Raw genomic sequence first — 15559 nt, 5'->3', positions numbered from 1 at the left:
GTTTGAGAAAGAAGAGAGTGTTATAATAGTTTTCATAACTGACTAGAGTAAGGTGACGAGAGATGGATAAACAATTACATACATTACGAAACATTGCAAATGAGCGCACGTGGGCATCATTTTTGAATGATAATCATCCATATAGTTTGTTACATTGGTCCATTGCAGGTGTAGGGCAAGAGGCAAAGGATGTTTGGTTACTTCAAGATGAAGTAACATTTCAAACGACAGAATTCCCAACGTTAGATGATGCAATGCAATGGATTTCTGAAAATATGGAACAAGTTACAGACGTTTTAGCGCAATAAAAAACAGGCTTATGCAAGCCTGTTTTTTGTTTCTTTCACATATGTGTTTAAAAATTGATCGACGGCTGCTTCGTACTCTTCTTTATTTTCGTTATAAGAGCAAGCGTGTGCACCGTGTTCTGCAATATAAAGCTGCTTATTATTTTCTTTCGCTTCATATAACGCTTTTGTCATATCGGCTAAAATATAGTCGTCATCTTTACTATGAATAAAGAGAACGGGATTGTTAATGTTTTTTATACAGTCGATTGGTGAAACTTCACGAATTGTATAACCGTCACGAACTTTCAAAAATGCGTTTGCTAAAGGTAATAAAGGCCATTTTGGTAAATGGAATTCAACCTTTAAACGGTGCTGTAATTGTCCTTGAAAATCAGAGAAAGGACAATCTGCAATATAGAAATCAGCACCATCTTCTACAAGTCCTGCGTATTGAAGAAGTGTTGCAGCTCCCATAGATTCACCATGAATACCAAGTGTAATATTGGTGCCAAAACGTTTTTTTAGCCAGTCAACTACGGATTTTAAATCATGTTTTTCATAGTATCCATAGCTTGTTGTTTTTCCGCCAGTTTTACCATGACGACGATGATCGTAAATGAGGACGTTATATCCCCTTTTTAAGAATAAGTTTGCATATTTTACAGAGTTTATTTTATTTACAGTTACACCGTGGCAAAAAACCATAAACTTATTGGTGGAATGACCGGCAGGAATGTAATATCCGTGAAGGTCGTATCCGAATTGTGAAGGAATATGAATTTCTTCTTTATGAAGAGCATCAAAATCCTCTATACGAAAATGTTTTTTCGTTTCTCTTTCGAGTACTTCTTCCTCTGTTTTTTTCTTTAAGTACATCACTTTATTTGTAAAGAAAATCCCAAGGGCAGTTATTGCACCTAGTATAGTAAACAATGCTGCAAAAAAACGTTTCATACTTTACCTCATCCTCCAAATACCGTTACATGTGATACACTTATATTGTATCACAATGATATAAAAGGGGAGAAATAGGAAATGCTGCATATACAAAAAATTACGCCAGCGATGAAAGAAACAATCCGAATGTTCATGTGTGAGAACTGGGGAAGTTCATTGATGGTTTCACGTGGTAAGGGACATCAGTTAGAAGAGTTTCCAGGATTTGTTGCGCTCTCAGATGACAGAATAATCGGAATTATAACGTATGAAGTGACCGGAAATATATGCGAAATTGTATCGCTAGATAGCTTTGAAGAAAGAAAAGGAATAGGGACGAAACTTGTGGATTGTGTATTACAAGTTGCAGAAGAAGAACGGTGCAGACAGGTTTGGCTTATTACAACAAATGATAATATGAATGCGTTACGATTTTACCAAAAACGTAATTTTGTAATGACTAATTTATATGTGAATGCGGTAGAGGAGGCACGAAAAATAAAGAAAGAAATTCCACGTATGGGATATGATAATATCCCAATTTTACATGAAATTCAGTTGGAGTATCGTTTAGTGAAATGATGTAACAATTTTCAGAAATGTGAGTTATTAATCTTGACGGATAGTGTAATTTAGGTTACCGTAAAATTGTAATCTATTACCATATTAAGGGGTGACGATGTGGCAACTATACGTGATGTTGCAAAATTGGCAGGTGTTTCAGTCGCAACCGTTTCACGAGTTATTAATGAAAAAGGATACGTTCATGAGGACACAGTAAAACAAGTAAAGGAAGCAATTGAAGAATTACGTTATAGGCCAAACAGTGCAGCGAAGCCACTATTTAAAGAGAGTTCAACGATAATTGCATTACTTGTAGATAATTTATGTAACCAATCAAACATCACTTTGCTACATTGTATTGAGGAAATAGCATATAAAGAAGGCTATCAAATCATTATTTGTAATATAGAGAATAAAGATAGATACATACATATGCTGAAGCAAAATAACATTGCAGGTGTTATTTTGACGAGAGCAGTTTTTAAAAGTGTAGGAGAAATTCCATTTCCATTTGTTGTGATCGATGAGCAACAATCACATGGAAATTATTATGAAAGTGGACAGAGAGCTGTTTCTTTATTAAAAGAGAAAGGGTGTCACTTTCTTGCATATTTCGGTGAGGGAGAAGAAAGTGAAGAAATGGAAGATCATATAGCAGGGTTTTTAGACGCTGTTTGGGATGAAGGAATCTCTTATCGAGAAGAATGTGTACAAGGGTATACAAATAAACAATTTATTACATTATTGCAAAACAATCCGTATATAGATGGAATTGTAGCCTCAAGTGATCAGATTGCTATTGAGTTAATTCGGTCAGCGAGATTTCTAAATATACATATACCAGATAAATTAAAAATTGTTGGACCGAATGGGAGTATAGAGTGTGAATGGATAGGTTCATCACTACCGACAATTGAAAGCTATGTCAAAGATAACGGAAAAGTAGCTTTTCAACAATTAAAAGGAAAAATAAAAAAGTAAAAGGTGCGTTTTATACGCACCTTTTTATAATGTAATTGCGGCAATAAAGCCAAATATAAGTAACGGTATATTGTAATGTAGAAAAGTGGGTACACATGTATCCCATATATGATGGTGCTGACCATCAGCATTTAAACCGGATGTTGGTCCAAGGGTACTATCCGATGCTGGAGATCCTGCGTCACCTAGTGCTCCGGCTGTACCGATAATTGCAATTGTGGCCATTGGACTAAATCCAAGCTGAATGCAAAGAGGTACAAAAATGGTTGTTAAGATAGGGATGGTTGAAAAGGATGAACCAATTCCCATCGTAACGAGAAGTCCAATAACGAGCATAAGAAATGCAGCGAGTGGTTTGTTATTTCCGATTATATGTGCACTCGTTTGCACTAGAGATTCAACATGTCCTGTTTTTCGAAGAACAGCGCCGAATCCAGCGGCAGCAATCATAACAAAGCCAATAAAGGACATCATACGCATTCCGCTTGTTAATATCGCATCTGCTTCTTTAAGTGGTAGACTGCCACTAACTGATAAGACGATAATACCTGCTAAAGCACCGAAAATCATTGATTCTGTTGTTAATTGAACAGTTAATGTAGCAATGATAGATAATAACCCGAAAGTAATGCTACGTTTTGTATAGGGAACGATTTCATTTTCGGTAGTATGAATTTGTTCTGTTTCATACGTACGAGGTTTTCGGTACGTAATGAATACCGCTACACATAATCCAATAATCATACCGATTGCTGGAATAGTCATTGCTTTTGGAATAAGTGTGACATCAAATGTAAGGCCGCTTTGCGCAGCGTTGGTTTGCAATACGTCATGATAAATTTTTCCGAACCCTGCAGGGATCCACATATAAGGAGTAATCAATCCAAATGTAATAATACATGTGACAAGTCTGCGATCCACTCTCAGCTCATTTAATACTTTTAAAAGTGCTGGAATTAAGATGGGGATGAAAGCAATGTGAACAGGAATCACATTTTGTGAGAAACAAGCCATCGTTAAAATAATGAATAAAATAAGTATTTTAGAATAAACTTGTTTTTTCGTGTCTTGTTCATTGCCAATCCATTTTAATGCAGTTTGAATCATAGCATCTGGAAGTCCTGTTTTGGAAAGGGAAATAGCGAAACCACCAAGCATTGCATAACTTAAAGCGATTGGAGCACTGTTTCCAAGACCAGTTGTAAAAGTGTTAATCGTTTCTGAAATACCGAGTCCGCCGATAAGTCCGCCTGTTAAAGCTCCAACAATGATGGCGACAATGACCTGGACACGTAACAAACTAAGCAATAGCATAATTGCTACTGCGACGAGTACAGCGTTCATAATAAATGTAATCTCCCTAAATTTTTATTCTGTTAAGACAAGTAAATATGAAACATTTTGCTATGTTTATACATACTTGCGACATATTATTATAAAATGTTTTCTATGAAATGTAAAAGAGCCTTTTGTTACTAATGCTGAAAAGCTAGCTCTTGTTTAATTGATTGTAAAGAATTAGCGAATAATTCTGGTTCTTCTAAATCAGGAGAATGTGCTGAATTTGGGAACCAAATCATCTTTTTTATAGGCGCTTCAATAATATCGCAATATTCCTGAACGAGTGCATAAGGAGTTTGATAATCATAGCGACCAGAACAAAAATAAACTGGAATAGATAAACTTGAGATAGAAGAAAAGAAATCGATTGTCAGCATTTCTTCCCATAAAATTCCAGATTTTAAATTTCCTGCGAGAAACTTGAACCAATCTAATAGCGTATATTCGGGAGAAAAGAAACCTTTTCGTATGAAAGAAAAGGAAGATCCGTTTTGGATTGCGCCTCCAAATGTGCCAAGCCACTTTCTTTGAATAATGAGACGTCTCGTATCTAAAAATGGTGGTTTGCCTAATTTTAAAAGGGAAGCTAATGCTTTTTTATGATCATGTTTTTTTGCAGAATGAATTAAATGTTGATATAGCAATTCTTCATTTTGTTTCATATGTACAATTTGCCCAATACCGATGTAAGCCTCGATATACTTTGGATATTGATGTGCTATGTTAAGCCCAATAATACTTCCCCAAGAATGACCAGCGAGAAATAGTTTTTGTTTGTTGAACTTTTTAAGTACATATTGAATCACTTCTTTTGCATCGGAAACGAATTGTTCGATTGTGAAATTTGCTCCGAAATCTTTCATTGAAAAGGATTTACCAGCTCCGCGCTGATCCCAATTAATAACAATAAATTGCTTCTCTAATTCTTTTTGAAAATGGCGAATAAATCCGATTTGTGCCATCCCAGGTCCGCCGTGACAGCATAATAAAATAGGTTGCTCTACGTTTTGTCCACGCATAAGGAGAGTTTGTTTTCGATTATTAATCATAACGCTTTCTATCGTAGCGATACTATTAGGAATGAGTTGTTTGTTTTCGTTATAGAACTGAGGGGTGTAGCTACGAAAAAGCATATTGAAAACCTCCTTTTGTGAAATCGTATGAATCGCACAGGCTATTCATTTTGCATATACTGTTAGAAAATCATTGTAACATACCATACTAGTGTCATTTCAACACGGGAGGAGGGAAATTGTGACGATTGGAGAAATTATAGATGGTTTAAATAGACGTGAATCCATCGCTATTATAGCAAAACGTCTTGAAATAAGCCCGTATACATTATCGAAGAAATTAAGATTGATTGGATACGAATATGATGGAGAGCAGAAGAAACGTATTTTTGTAGGAGATGGAGAAGAACCACGTCACTTACAACTCCAAGAAGCGACCGCCCTTCAATATGAGAAAACAGATTATCAATTATTAATTTATGAGCAATTACAAAGCATTTATGAGTTATTAAGAAAAAGAGAAGAAGTAATTGCACCAATTGTGAGTAAAAGTACAGAGAAAAAGAGACGAACCTTTTCTATTAATACAGAAATATTAGCAAGATTGGACCTTATATCAGAATCGAAAGGAATTCAAAAATCTAAACTTGTAGAAGAGGCGTTGCAACAATTTTTACAGCAATATGAAGTTGACAAAACATCACATTTTGATAACTAAAGAAAAGGATACTATGTTCATTAGAAGAACGAGTATCCTTTTTATGATGTATATTACGTATAAAATAGAGAATCAGTACAAATCCTTTATACGTGAAAAATGAAATTTATTATTAGAGAAACACTTAATTTACTTTTTGAATTCTTCCATCAATAACTGGCTGAATTGGTTCTTTTAATTGTTTTACGTAATTGACTAACGCTTCAAAGTCGTTTGGCCCAGTTTCTGCATTTTTACCATTTTTAAATGATATGAATCCATCACCGCCAGAAGCTAAGAAGGCATTTGCAACTACGCTATACGTTGTAGATGGAGATAATTCTTCTCCGTTTGTTAAACGTATATTTGTAACTTTTTCACCGTTTGGTTTATTTGCATCCCACGTATATTGAATACCTGAAATTTGAAGCATTCTTGTTGTTCCTTTTTGCCATTGCTGATTTAAAATATCGCGAATGTCTTGACCTGTTAAATCTACTTTAATCAATTGATTTCCAAAAGGTTGAATGCCGTATAACTCACCCCACGTAATATCACCAGCATCTAAGTCATTACGAATGCCACCAGGATTCATGAGGGAGATTTGAGTTTGCATCGTTTGACGCTGAGCATCGGCAACTAAATTTCCAAGAGTGGACTCACCAGCATCATTTTGTTTACGGTCGATAGGTGCTGTAGATTTTCCGACCACTTCATTTACAAGTGGTGCGATTTTTTCTTTATATTGATCTAGTTTTTTCTTTACTTGTTTATCAGGTTCTACACCTTCATGATACGTTGTAACAACTTCAGCTTTTTTCTTTACAATATTCTTTGTTTTACGATCAATTGTTACATCGACGTCTGAGAAAGCCATTCCGTATGAATTTGCTTGGACAATTAGTTTATTGTTTACTGTACCATTTACATACGTATGACTATGTCCACCGAAAATAACATCAACTTCTGGGTCTGTTTCATTTGCAATTCGAGTAAGATCGCCATTTGTTACCCCAGACTCATCGGTTGTTCCACCGACATGAGCAAGAACGACGATAGATTTAACGCCGAGGCGTTTTAATTGTTGTGTTGATTTATTAATTGCTTCTACTTCATCAGTAATTTGTACATTGTTAAGCATCGTAGGCATAACGACATTTGGTGTATCAGTTGTAACAACCCCAATGAATCCTACAGGAACACCATCTACCATTTTTACAGTAAATGGTGGTAAAAATAAGCGACCAGTTGATTTGTTATAGAAATTAGCAGCTACATAGGGGAAGTTAGCCCCTTTGAAATTTCCTGTTTTTTCATGATATCCACCGTAAATGAGGCGTTTCATTTCATCAATGCCTTCATCAAATTCATGGTTCCCGATTGTACCGACATCAAATTTTAAGTCATTTAAAAATTCAATCGTCGGTTCATCTTGTAATAATGCTGAAACTGGTGGACTAGCTCCGACGATATCACCAGCATGTACGAGAAGTGTATTAGGGTTTTGTTTTTTATGTTCTTTTAAATAAGTAGCTAAGTAATCAGCGCCACCAGCTTCTTTATTATTGATTTTTTTAACAGTATCTAGTTGTCCATGGAGATCATTAATACCAAGCATTTGTACGTCTATGTAGCGGTTTTGTTCAGCTGGATTCTGAGATGGGGGAGCGGCAAATACGCTTGAAAAAGTAATGGTGCTTAAAACAGCAACGGCAGGAATAATTTTTTTCCACATAATATAATTCTCCTTTTTTATAATCTGACATCATACGACATAATTTTAATAGATTCATAGGATTATAGCTACATAAAAATTTAGTCTTTTCGAAAAATTAACATATTTACAAAAAGTGAATAATAGAGTAAAGACCCTTTTTTATTGTCGATTTCATTGTGTATCTACTATAATGGAGAAAAAAGTAAAAGGTGAGTAGCATGAAGAAAAAGAAACAAAGACAAATGCAAAGACAATCACAAGTGAATCAACCAAAGAAAGAAACACTTACATTAGGCGATCAATTAAATGATTCACTCATGCAACAATTAAAGAGTAAGAAGAAAGAGTTGCAAGTGAGGGAAGAGGAAAAAGAGGCAGCTGAACTGGAAAGAAAGCGCCAAGAACAAAAAGAACGTGAAAAGAATAAATCATTTGAAGAACTGCTAAGTGAAAGTAACCTTACTTGGAAAGACTTTAAATAATAAAAAAATGATCAGTGAAATACCACTGATCATTTTTTGACGAGCTTGTAAGAAAAGGGGAGTTAGAATGAGAAAAATTGTCGTTGTTCCACATGAAAACCATTGGAGTGAAAAATTTCAAATGGAGGCTAAAAGATTAAAATCAGCGATGCCAGAAACGGTAAAAATTTATCATATTGGAAGTACGTCAGTTCCCGGACTGGCAGCTAAATCTATTATTGATATGATCATGGAAGTAGAAAATATCGAAAGAGTAGATGGGTGGAATGAACGATTTATAGAGCTTGGTTACATCGTAAAAGGGGAAAATGGTATTTCAAGACGCCGATATTTTATTCATGGAACTGAAGAAAAACGCTCGTATCATTTACACGTGTTTGAAAAAGGAAATCCAGAGATAGTAAGGCATTTAGCATTTCGTGATTATATGATGGCTCATTGTGAAGAAGCAGAGGCATATGCAACCTTAAAGAAAGAATTAGCCGAAAAGTATACATATGATGGCGCGTTATATACGGAAGGAAAAAATGAGTTTGTGCGCAATGTGGATGAAAAAGCGAAAGAATGGAGAAAAAATAACGTGAATGAATGAGTTCACGCTATTTTTTAGCTATATAAAAGTGTTATGTAAACTGTACGTATGTTTTGACTTTTGGGATGAATCTTGTTGAAATAAAATTGTGGCTTATAAAAAATGTAACAATGAAAGGGAGACGACTGTGCATATTCCAACAACTACACTTCATAATGGCGTGAAAATGCCGATGATTGGTCTAGGCGTATATAAAGCGAAAGAAGGAGACGAAGTAAAGCAAGCAGTAAAAACAGCGTTAGAAGTTGGATACCGTTCGATTGATACAGCAACTGTATATGAAAATGAAAGCGGTGTCGGAGAGGCGATACGTGAATCAGGAATTCCAAGAGAAGATATATTTATTACAACAAAAGTATGGAACGACGATCAAGGATATGAGGAGACACTCGAGGCGTTTGAAAAGAGTTTGAAAAAATTACAAATGGACTATGTAGATTTATATTTAATACATTGGCCGGTAAGAGGGAAGTATGTTGATACGTACCGGGCTTTAGAGAAATTGTATGAAGAAGGTAAAGTGCGTGCGATTGGTGTTTCTAATTTTCATAAACATCATTTAGAACTATTATTACCAAATTGCAAAGTGAAGCCGATGGTAAACCAAGTGGAACTTCATCCGATGTTGACGCAATTTGAGTTGCGAAATTATTGTCAAGATGAGCAAATTCAAATGGAAGCATGGAGTCCGTTAATGAGGGGCGGAGAAGTATTCCAGCATCCAATCATTCAGGCTATTGCTAACAAATATGAAAAAACACCTGCACAAGTTATATTAAGGTGGGATATTCAAAGCGGGATTGTTACAATTCCTAAATCTGTTACACCATCTCGTATTAAAGAAAACTTTACTATTTCTGATTTTGCACTAACTGAAGAAGAGATACGTCAAATTAACACGTTGAATCGTGATTTACATGTAGGAACGAATCCTGATAAATATGATACGTTATAAAAAAGACTGTCTCCTAATACTGGAGACAGTCTTCTGTTTTATCGGTAATTCGATATTTTTAACGATGCAAAGCATATGTGTCATATTTAACAATCTTTTGAAGTTGTATATATTCTTCTTTCGTTAAAGGTAACTGTTGACTAGCTCGTATATTTTCCTGTAATTGTTGAAGAGAGCTTGCACCAGGTATAACAGCTGCAACAGTCTTATTATGTAAGCAATATTGAATAGCTGTTCCTGTTAAAGAGCGTTCTCCAATCATTTCTTTTACACTTGCTAGAGTTGCATGTAATTCATCGTAAGAATAAGAGAGATAATCCTTTTCCTTTACTCTTTCTATCTTTCTTGCATTATTGTCAGTTAAAATTCCTTTTGCAAGTGGCCCGCGGGCAATGACGCTAATTTGGTGTTCATTTAGAAGGGGGAACCATTCTTCTGGACGACGATTTAAAAGGTTATATTCCATTAGTACACTAACGATGTTTGAGCGTTTTGCATATTCACGAACGACATTTGGGCGTATAGAAGAAATACCGTAATGGCGAATAATACCTTCCTTTTTCAATTCTTCAAAAGCTTCAATTGTTTCATCTATTGGATCTTCAATTGTTCCGCCATGAAGTTGGTAAAGGTCAATATAATCAGTTTGAAGTCTACGTAAACTTTCCTTTACTTCAGTCTTTATGTAAGCTTTAGAAGGATCCCAAGACCAGCCATTTTTTTCTTCTGTCCAACGATTTCCAACCTTCGTTGTAAGTACAATTTGGTCTCTTCTTCCCTTCAAGGCTTTTCCAACAAATTCTTCATTTAATCCGTAATCATATAAATCTGCTGTATCAAAAAAATTAATTCCTAAATCGATCGCTTCATCGATAATATGCATAGCTTCTGTTTCAGATGTACCGAGAGACATACAGCCAAGGCCCATTTCTGTAACAAACAAATCTGAGTTTCCTAATTGACGTTTTTTCATAGGTCAACCTCCTTACCTTTATTGTACGAGAGGAAAAAGAGGTTGACAAACGTTTACTTTCCGCTTCGCATTAACTGCCCGTAAAAGCATGATTAATGTTTCACTTTATTTGCTGTAATCCACTCTTGTACAGTTGTATACTCTTTGCTATATTGCTTTAGCTTATGGCGAATTTGCCATGCTTTTCCGACTAAAGTGACGCGATTTGGTAAAATATAAACTTTCATTTCTATCACGCTCCTTTCAATGTGGTAAAATGTATGAGGAAAGAATAGGAAATAGAACAGGGAGATGAAGTAGTATGAGTAATCTTGCAGAGAGAACAGTAAAAACTGAGCCAATTTTTGATGGTAGAGTTATAAAAGTTCGTGTTGATGATGTAGTATTACCAAATGGAGCAATGAGTAAACGTGAAATTGTAAATCACCCTGGTGCAGTTGCTATTATTGCTATTACTGATGAGGGGAAAATTGTGCTTGTTGAGCAGTATCGTAAAGCACTTGAAAAGGCGATTATAGAAATTCCGGCTGGCAAGTTAGAACCTGGTGAAAAACCTGAGGTAACAGCAGTTCGTGAATTAGAAGAGGAAACAGGATATGTATGTGAAAATATGGAGCTCATTACTTCTTTCTATACATCTCCAGGATTCGCAGATGAAATTTTATATGTATATAAAGCGACAGGTTTGACAAGAAAAGAAAATAAAGCTGAGTTAGATGAAGATGAGTTTGTGGAATTAATGGAAGTATCGTTAGAAGAAGCGATTACTCTTATGAAAGATCTTCGTATTCATGATGCGAAGACGATGTTTGCAGTACAATATTTACAACTACAAAAATAAACACTCGCCAAAGGCGAGTGTTTTTTAATTGATTTTTGCATATACACGTGCATCACGTAAGCTACCATCTGGTGCTAGGAAGTCATTTTCCATTGTCCCTTCTAGAATGAATTCTAGACGTTCTGCTAAGCTACATGCATTTATATTTGTTGCATCAGTACGAATTTCAATTCTTCTAGCGCCTAGTTTATCAAAGGCGAACTGAATTGCACCTTTAACAGCTTCGGTCATATAGCCTTGTTTTGTATAGGCACTATGTAGCCAGAAGTGAAGTGAAAACTTTGGAATATCCCAGTTTTCAGGCTTTAGTGTAATTGCTCCGATGAATGTACCAGATACTTTATCGTATAAGTGAAAATCAAGTGTTTCACGAAGTAAAAACTGTCCGTGAGCTTCGCGAACAATTTCTTCAGCACTCTCTTCTGTTTCAGCGTTAATTGGTATCCACGGTACTAAGTCTTCTAGAGAAGCTTGGATTGCTTCATATACTTCTGCACCATCACCTGGAAATGGTTTACGAACTTGCAAGCGTTCAGTTTGAAATAATGTTGGAAAATCTAATAATAATGGTTTCAAGAGAAATCCCTCCTATTCTCTACTTTTTAGTTTAGCAAAGTAGAGCGGAATTTCAATGTTAATTCGTCATACTTTTTTCTTTCTTTCATACATTTTTAATAAGAGTGTGAACGGAGGGAAGAAAAATGTGGCGAAAAAATTGGCAAGACCGTGTAATGTCTCACATACAGGAAAACTCTTCATTATATATATTTAACGCTGTTTTATTATTGATGGGAGTAATATTCGGAGCCATTCTCGTGAATAGTTTACAAATCAATCAAAAACAAGATTTATCATTTTATTTACAACGTTTTTTTGGACAAGTCTCTAAAGGAGAATTTGCCATTGCGGGCGAAATGTTTCGAGAAAGTTACTTTTCGCAATTAAAATACATCGGATTTATTTGGATTTTAGGAATTTCAATTATTGGATTACCACTTATTTTTATTTTATTATTTGTAAAAGGAGTTGTCGTTGGATTTACAGTTGGTTTTTTAGTAAGTCAGCATGGATGGAATGGACTATTATTAGCATTTGTATCTGTTTTGCCACAAAATTTAATTATCATTCCAGTCTTTCTCGTTATGACAACCATTGCTGCAAGTTTTTCTTTACGGATGATTAGGCATCAATTTATTAGAAAAATAACCGAGCCACTATTACCATTATTAATCCGTTATACATGCTTCTTTCTCGTAATTGGAGTGGTGTTAGCACTTGCTTCTAGTGTGGAGGCTTACGCATCACCAGTTTTAATGAAAGAAGTCGTTGAGGCTATTAATAAAAAATAAATACTTTTTGAGAATAATTATCAATTTGTTTTTATTGTTTTTTCTTTTGACAGAAGCCCTTCTTCTGATATAATGGTGTAAGAGTGGCGAGGAGGGAGTAGTACCGAATGGAAGAAAGAATTGAACGAATTAAGAAGCAATTACATGCAGCGAGCTACAAATTAACACCGCAACGTGAAGCAACAGTTCGTGTGCTGCTAGAAAATGAAGAAGATCATTTAAGCGCAGAAGATGTTTACCTCCTTGTAAAAGAAAAGTCGCCAGAGATCGGATTAGCAACCGTCTATCGAACTTTAGAACTATTATCTGAGTTAAAAGTTGTCGATAAGATTAACTTCGGAGACGGTGTTTCACGCTATGACTTACGCCAAGAAGGTGCGCAGCGTTTCCACCATCATTTGATTTGTACACAATGTGGTGCTGTACAAGAAATACAAGAAGATTTACTTGGTGAAGTGGAAAGGAAAGTAGAACGAGACTGGAGCTTTAAGGTGAAAGATCATCGTTTAACATTCCATGGGATTTGTAAAAATTGTCAAGAAAATGAAACGGATGAAAAATAACCTTTTCCTATTTATCTAGGAAGAGGTTTTTTATTTGAATAAGGTATAAATTGGTGAAAGCTTGGCATATGTTGTAATAACTTATATTTTGGAGGAATTTACAATGCGCCGAGCTTTAAAATTAACTTTTGATGGAATAAAAGTATTTTTATTATTTACAAGTTGTACGATTTTGTTTTATTTCGCTATACTATGGATAAATGAAGAATATGAAAGCTATCATCGTTATGAAAAACCTAAAGAAGAGACTGTAGAAAAAGTATCAGGGAATGAAGAACCGGCAAAGGATGCTTTCGTAAATAGAATGATGTTTTTCTATGAAAATGGGGAGTAGTGTAGAGTGGAAGATCAATTAAAAGATTTTATTCATTATATGGTTGTCGAAAAAGGATTAGCAAAGAATACAGTAGTATCTTATGAACGGGATTTAAAAAGCTACGTAAAGTATTTGCAAAATGTGGAACAGACGAAAACTTTTCATGAAGTGACCCGTTTACACATTGTTAACTTTTTGCAGTATTTAAAAGAGAACGGAAAATCTTCGAAAACATTGGCGCGTCATATCGCATCAATTCGTTCGTTCCACCAATTTTTACTTCGTGAACGAGCGGTAGAACACGATCCATCCGTACATATTGAAACGCCACAAGGGGAACGGAAATTACCAAAGGTATTATCAGTTGATGAAGTAGAGGCGTTACTTCAAACACCAAAAATGACAAGTGCTTTTGGTATTCGTGATAAGGCGATGCTAGAGTTACTGTATGCGACAGGACTTCGTGTTTCAGAATTGATTGCACTCAATTTAGAAGATGTACATTTAACGATGGGATTTGTTCGTTGCATAGGGAAAGGGAATAAAGAAAGAATTATTCCACTAGGAAGTTTAGCAACGGAAGCGATTCAAAAGTATATTGAAAAAGGAAGAAGAGAATTAATGGGGAAAAAAGTAGTAGATGCACTCTTTTTAAACCATCATGGTAATCGATTATCAAGACAAGGATTTTGGAAAATATTAAAACGATTAGCGAAAGAGGCAAATATTGAAAAAGAACTTACACCTCATACGTTGCGTCACTCGTTTGCTACGCACTTATTAGAAAATGGAGCAGATTTACGTGCTGTACAAGAAATGCTTGGACATGCAGATATTTCAACTACGCAAATCTATACGCACGTTTCAAAAACTAGATTAAAAGATGTATATAAACAGTTTCATCCGAGAGCATAGTTACTATGCTCTTTTTTTCATAGATTAAGAGGGGAAGACCGTTTCACAGAAACTTCACAAACATTTCGTATATTGTTTTCAGCAGAAGACTAGAATATTACAATGTATTTCCTCTATACTAAATAAAGTATAAAGGAGGAAATGATGATGAAAAAACTGATTATAACTTTATTTATCGCGATGCTAGCGTTGGCTGGCTGTAATACAAACAAAGAAGAACCGAAAAAAGAACAGAAACTTGAAGCTGTAAAAGTAGCAGTCCAAACAAATCCGAAAGAAATTAAACCAGGTGAAAAAACAGAAGTACAAGCACTTGTTACACAAGGGAAAGAAAAAGTAACGGATGCCGATGATGTAAAGTTTGAAATTTGGAAAGATGGCGACGAAAAGCACGAGATGTTAGATGGTAAGCATAAAGGAAAAGGTGTTTATGCAGTAGAGAAAACATTCGAAACGGATGGAGTATACCATATTATTGCTCACACAAATGCACGTGAAATGCACGTTATGCCAGAAGTGAAAGTTGCTGTAGGAAATGCGAAAGTAGAAGATGCGAAAAAAGAAAATAGTGATCACAGTGCAGGACATGGAGATCATAAAAGTGACACAATGATCCATCTTATGGCTGGAGACATAAAGGCAAATGCTGAATCTACAATGAAAGTTCATTTAAAGCAAAAAGAAGAAGCATTAACTGGTGCTGAAGTACAACTAGAGATTTGGAAAGATGGTGTTGAAAAACACGAATTTATTCCAGCGAAAGAAGGGAATAAAGGAGAGTATGAAACGAAACATACTTTCAAAGAGAACGGTGCTTACAAAGTGAAAGTACATGTAAGAAAAGGCGAATTGCATGAACATAAAGAAGAAACAATAGAAGTAAAATAAAAAGTAGCTCTTTAGAGCTACTTTTTATTTTTAATATGAAGAAATAAATCATAAAAAAATTAGCACTTCGTTGCAGAATAGATTACAATAGAAGTGTGAAGAAAATGAGAAATTCTACGAAAATGTATTAAAAAGAAAGCGTAAAC

Annotated in this window: 20 protein-coding genes; 13 read left to right on the top strand and 7 right to left on the bottom strand. The window is 35.2% G+C overall.

Going from position 1 to position 15559, the window contains the following annotated elements; all coding sequences use genetic code 11:
- Nucleotides 1-62: 62 nt before the first annotated feature.
- Nucleotides 63-308, top strand: a complete 246-nt coding sequence (locus C3Y97_RS20775) for a DUF2552 family protein (RefSeq protein ID WP_000360793.1) — start codon at nt 63-65, stop codon at nt 306-308.
- Between the two features lie 9 nt (nt 309-317).
- On the opposite strand, the gene C3Y97_RS20770 is transcribed toward C3Y97_RS20775, so the two are convergent.
- On the bottom strand, nt 318-1244 hold the full coding sequence (locus tag C3Y97_RS20770; protein WP_000819232.1) for an alpha/beta hydrolase: 927 nt from the start codon (nt 1242-1244) through the stop codon (nt 318-320).
- Nucleotides 1245-1325: 81 nt separating this feature from the next.
- Between C3Y97_RS20770 and C3Y97_RS20765 the strand changes: the two genes are divergently transcribed.
- A complete protein-coding gene (locus C3Y97_RS20765; protein ID WP_136363624.1) occupies nt 1326-1808 on the top strand; it encodes a GNAT family N-acetyltransferase in 483 nt (160 codons plus the stop codon).
- A 99-nt stretch (nt 1809-1907) separates the two neighbouring features.
- Nucleotides 1908-2771: a LacI family DNA-binding transcriptional regulator gene (locus tag C3Y97_RS20760; RefSeq protein WP_000201363.1), complete on the top strand. Its 864-nt coding sequence runs from the start codon at nt 1908-1910 to the stop codon at nt 2769-2771.
- A gap of 24 nt (nt 2772-2795) precedes the next feature.
- On the opposite strand, the gene C3Y97_RS20755 is transcribed toward C3Y97_RS20760, so the two are convergent.
- Nucleotides 2796-4115 carry a Na+/H+ antiporter family protein gene (locus C3Y97_RS20755; RefSeq protein ID WP_000994817.1) on the bottom strand — a complete coding sequence of 440 codons (1320 nt, stop codon included), beginning with the start codon at nt 4113-4115 and terminating at the stop codon, nt 2796-2798.
- 131 nt (nt 4116-4246) lie between these two features.
- Nucleotides 4247-5245, bottom strand: coding sequence for an alpha/beta fold hydrolase (locus tag C3Y97_RS20750; protein ID WP_000898969.1), 999 nt, complete (start codon nt 5243-5245; stop codon nt 4247-4249).
- Between the two features lie 121 nt (nt 5246-5366).
- Between C3Y97_RS20750 and C3Y97_RS20745 the strand changes: the two genes are divergently transcribed.
- Nucleotides 5367-5843: a ribbon-helix-helix domain-containing protein gene (locus C3Y97_RS20745; RefSeq protein WP_000151931.1), complete on the top strand. Its 477-nt coding sequence runs from the start codon at nt 5367-5369 to the stop codon at nt 5841-5843.
- Nucleotides 5844-5967: 124 nt separating this feature from the next.
- Here C3Y97_RS20745 and C3Y97_RS20740 read toward each other — a convergent pair whose 3' ends face one another.
- Entirely contained in the window at nt 5968-7557 is a 1590-nt protein-coding gene (locus C3Y97_RS20740; protein WP_098212662.1) for a bifunctional metallophosphatase/5'-nucleotidase, read from the bottom strand.
- Between the two features lie 200 nt (nt 7558-7757).
- Between C3Y97_RS20740 and C3Y97_RS20735 the strand changes: the two genes are divergently transcribed.
- The 3 genes from C3Y97_RS20735 to C3Y97_RS20725 all read left to right on the top strand — a co-directional run bounded on the left by C3Y97_RS20735 (nt 7758) and on the right by C3Y97_RS20725 (nt 9568).
- Nucleotides 7758-8021, top strand: coding sequence for a YqkE family protein (locus tag C3Y97_RS20735; RefSeq protein ID WP_000727561.1), 264 nt, complete (start codon nt 7758-7760; stop codon nt 8019-8021).
- A 67-nt stretch (nt 8022-8088) separates the two neighbouring features.
- On the top strand, nt 8089-8613 hold the full coding sequence (locus C3Y97_RS20730; RefSeq protein WP_136363623.1) for a GrpB family protein: 525 nt from the start codon (nt 8089-8091) through the stop codon (nt 8611-8613).
- 127 nt (nt 8614-8740) lie between these two features.
- On the top strand, nt 8741-9568 hold the full coding sequence (locus tag C3Y97_RS20725; RefSeq protein ID WP_000547993.1) for an aldo/keto reductase: 828 nt from the start codon (nt 8741-8743) through the stop codon (nt 9566-9568).
- A gap of 58 nt (nt 9569-9626) precedes the next feature.
- Here the strand turns inward: C3Y97_RS20725 and C3Y97_RS20720 are convergent, their stop codons facing one another.
- Nucleotides 9627-10541 carry an aldo/keto reductase gene (locus C3Y97_RS20720; RefSeq protein ID WP_000747210.1) on the bottom strand — a complete coding sequence of 305 codons (915 nt, stop codon included), beginning with the start codon at nt 10539-10541 and terminating at the stop codon, nt 9627-9629.
- Between the two features lie 92 nt (nt 10542-10633).
- Nucleotides 10634-10768 carry a Z-ring formation inhibitor MciZ gene (gene mciZ / locus C3Y97_RS20715; protein ID WP_000870302.1) on the bottom strand — a complete coding sequence of 45 codons (135 nt, stop codon included), beginning with the start codon at nt 10766-10768 and terminating at the stop codon, nt 10634-10636.
- 74 nt (nt 10769-10842) lie between these two features.
- Here mciZ and C3Y97_RS20710 point away from each other — a divergent pair, with 74 nt between their 5' ends.
- Nucleotides 10843-11382: an NUDIX hydrolase gene (locus C3Y97_RS20710; protein WP_000067042.1), complete on the top strand. Its 540-nt coding sequence runs from the start codon at nt 10843-10845 to the stop codon at nt 11380-11382.
- 24 nt (nt 11383-11406) lie between these two features.
- On the opposite strand, the gene C3Y97_RS20705 is transcribed toward C3Y97_RS20710, so the two are convergent.
- The gene (locus C3Y97_RS20705) at nt 11407-11958 is read right to left on the bottom strand and encodes a GNAT family N-acetyltransferase (protein WP_000803479.1); all 552 of its coding nucleotides are present in this window, start codon (nt 11956-11958) and stop codon (nt 11407-11409) included.
- A gap of 155 nt (nt 11959-12113) precedes the next feature.
- Between C3Y97_RS20705 and spoIIM the strand changes: the two genes are divergently transcribed.
- The 5 genes from spoIIM (at nt 12114) to C3Y97_RS20680 (ending at nt 15413) form a co-directional block, all read left to right on the top strand.
- Nucleotides 12114-12731: a stage II sporulation protein M gene (spoIIM, locus tag C3Y97_RS20700; protein ID WP_013142149.1), complete on the top strand. Its 618-nt coding sequence runs from the start codon at nt 12114-12116 to the stop codon at nt 12729-12731.
- 107 nt (nt 12732-12838) lie between these two features.
- A complete protein-coding gene (gene fur / locus C3Y97_RS20695) occupies nt 12839-13294 on the top strand; it encodes a ferric iron uptake transcriptional regulator (RefSeq protein WP_000392657.1) in 456 nt (151 codons plus the stop codon).
- Nucleotides 13295-13397: 103 nt separating this feature from the next.
- Nucleotides 13398-13628, top strand: coding sequence for a YqzK family protein (locus C3Y97_RS20690; protein WP_001250432.1), 231 nt, complete (start codon nt 13398-13400; stop codon nt 13626-13628).
- Between the two features lie 6 nt (nt 13629-13634).
- A complete protein-coding gene (xerD, locus tag C3Y97_RS20685; protein WP_000390088.1) occupies nt 13635-14525 on the top strand; it encodes a site-specific tyrosine recombinase XerD in 891 nt (296 codons plus the stop codon).
- A gap of 147 nt (nt 14526-14672) precedes the next feature.
- The gene (locus C3Y97_RS20680; protein ID WP_000733456.1) at nt 14673-15413 is read left to right on the top strand and encodes a FixH family protein; all 741 of its coding nucleotides are present in this window, start codon (nt 14673-14675) and stop codon (nt 15411-15413) included.
- Nucleotides 15414-15559 lie beyond the last annotated feature (146 nt).

Source organism: Bacillus sp. DU-106 (assembly GCF_004799705.1).
GTDB lineage: Bacteria > Bacillota > Bacilli > Bacillales > Bacillaceae_G > Bacillus_A > Bacillus_A cereus.
This window is presented reverse-complemented; position numbering and strand designations above follow the sequence as displayed.

Coding starts and splice junctions, on each gene's coding strand:
- C3Y97_RS20775 (WP_000360793.1), top strand. CDS start 63: ATGGATAAACAATTACATACATTACGAAACATTGCAAATGAGCGCACG.
- C3Y97_RS20770 (WP_000819232.1), bottom strand. CDS start 1,244: ATGAAACGTTTTTTTGCAGCATTGTTTACTATACTAGGTGCAATAACT.
- C3Y97_RS20765 (WP_136363624.1), top strand. CDS start 1,326: ATGCTGCATATACAAAAAATTACGCCAGCGATGAAAGAAACAATCCGA.
- C3Y97_RS20755 (WP_000994817.1), bottom strand. CDS start 4,115: ATGAACGCTGTACTCGTCGCAGTAGCAATTATGCTATTGCTTAGTTTG.
- C3Y97_RS20750 (WP_000898969.1), bottom strand. CDS start 5,245: ATGCTTTTTCGTAGCTACACCCCTCAGTTCTATAACGAAAACAAACAA.
- C3Y97_RS20740 (WP_098212662.1), bottom strand. CDS start 7,557: ATGTGGAAAAAAATTATTCCTGCCGTTGCTGTTTTAAGCACCATTACT.
- C3Y97_RS20735 (WP_000727561.1), top strand. CDS start 7,758: ATGAAGAAAAAGAAACAAAGACAAATGCAAAGACAATCACAAGTGAAT.
- C3Y97_RS20730 (WP_136363623.1), top strand. CDS start 8,089: ATGAGAAAAATTGTCGTTGTTCCACATGAAAACCATTGGAGTGAAAAA.
- C3Y97_RS20720 (WP_000747210.1), bottom strand. CDS start 10,541: ATGAAAAAACGTCAATTAGGAAACTCAGATTTGTTTGTTACAGAAATG.
- mciZ (WP_000870302.1), bottom strand. CDS start 10,768: ATGAAAGTTTATATTTTACCAAATCGCGTCACTTTAGTCGGAAAAGCA.
- C3Y97_RS20710 (WP_000067042.1), top strand. CDS start 10,843: ATGAGTAATCTTGCAGAGAGAACAGTAAAAACTGAGCCAATTTTTGAT.
- spoIIM (WP_013142149.1), top strand. CDS start 12,114: ATGTCTCACATACAGGAAAACTCTTCATTATATATATTTAACGCTGTT.
- fur (WP_000392657.1), top strand. CDS start 12,839: ATGGAAGAAAGAATTGAACGAATTAAGAAGCAATTACATGCAGCGAGC.
- C3Y97_RS20690 (WP_001250432.1), top strand. CDS start 13,398: ATGCGCCGAGCTTTAAAATTAACTTTTGATGGAATAAAAGTATTTTTA.
- C3Y97_RS20680 (WP_000733456.1), top strand. CDS start 14,673: ATGAAAAAACTGATTATAACTTTATTTATCGCGATGCTAGCGTTGGCT.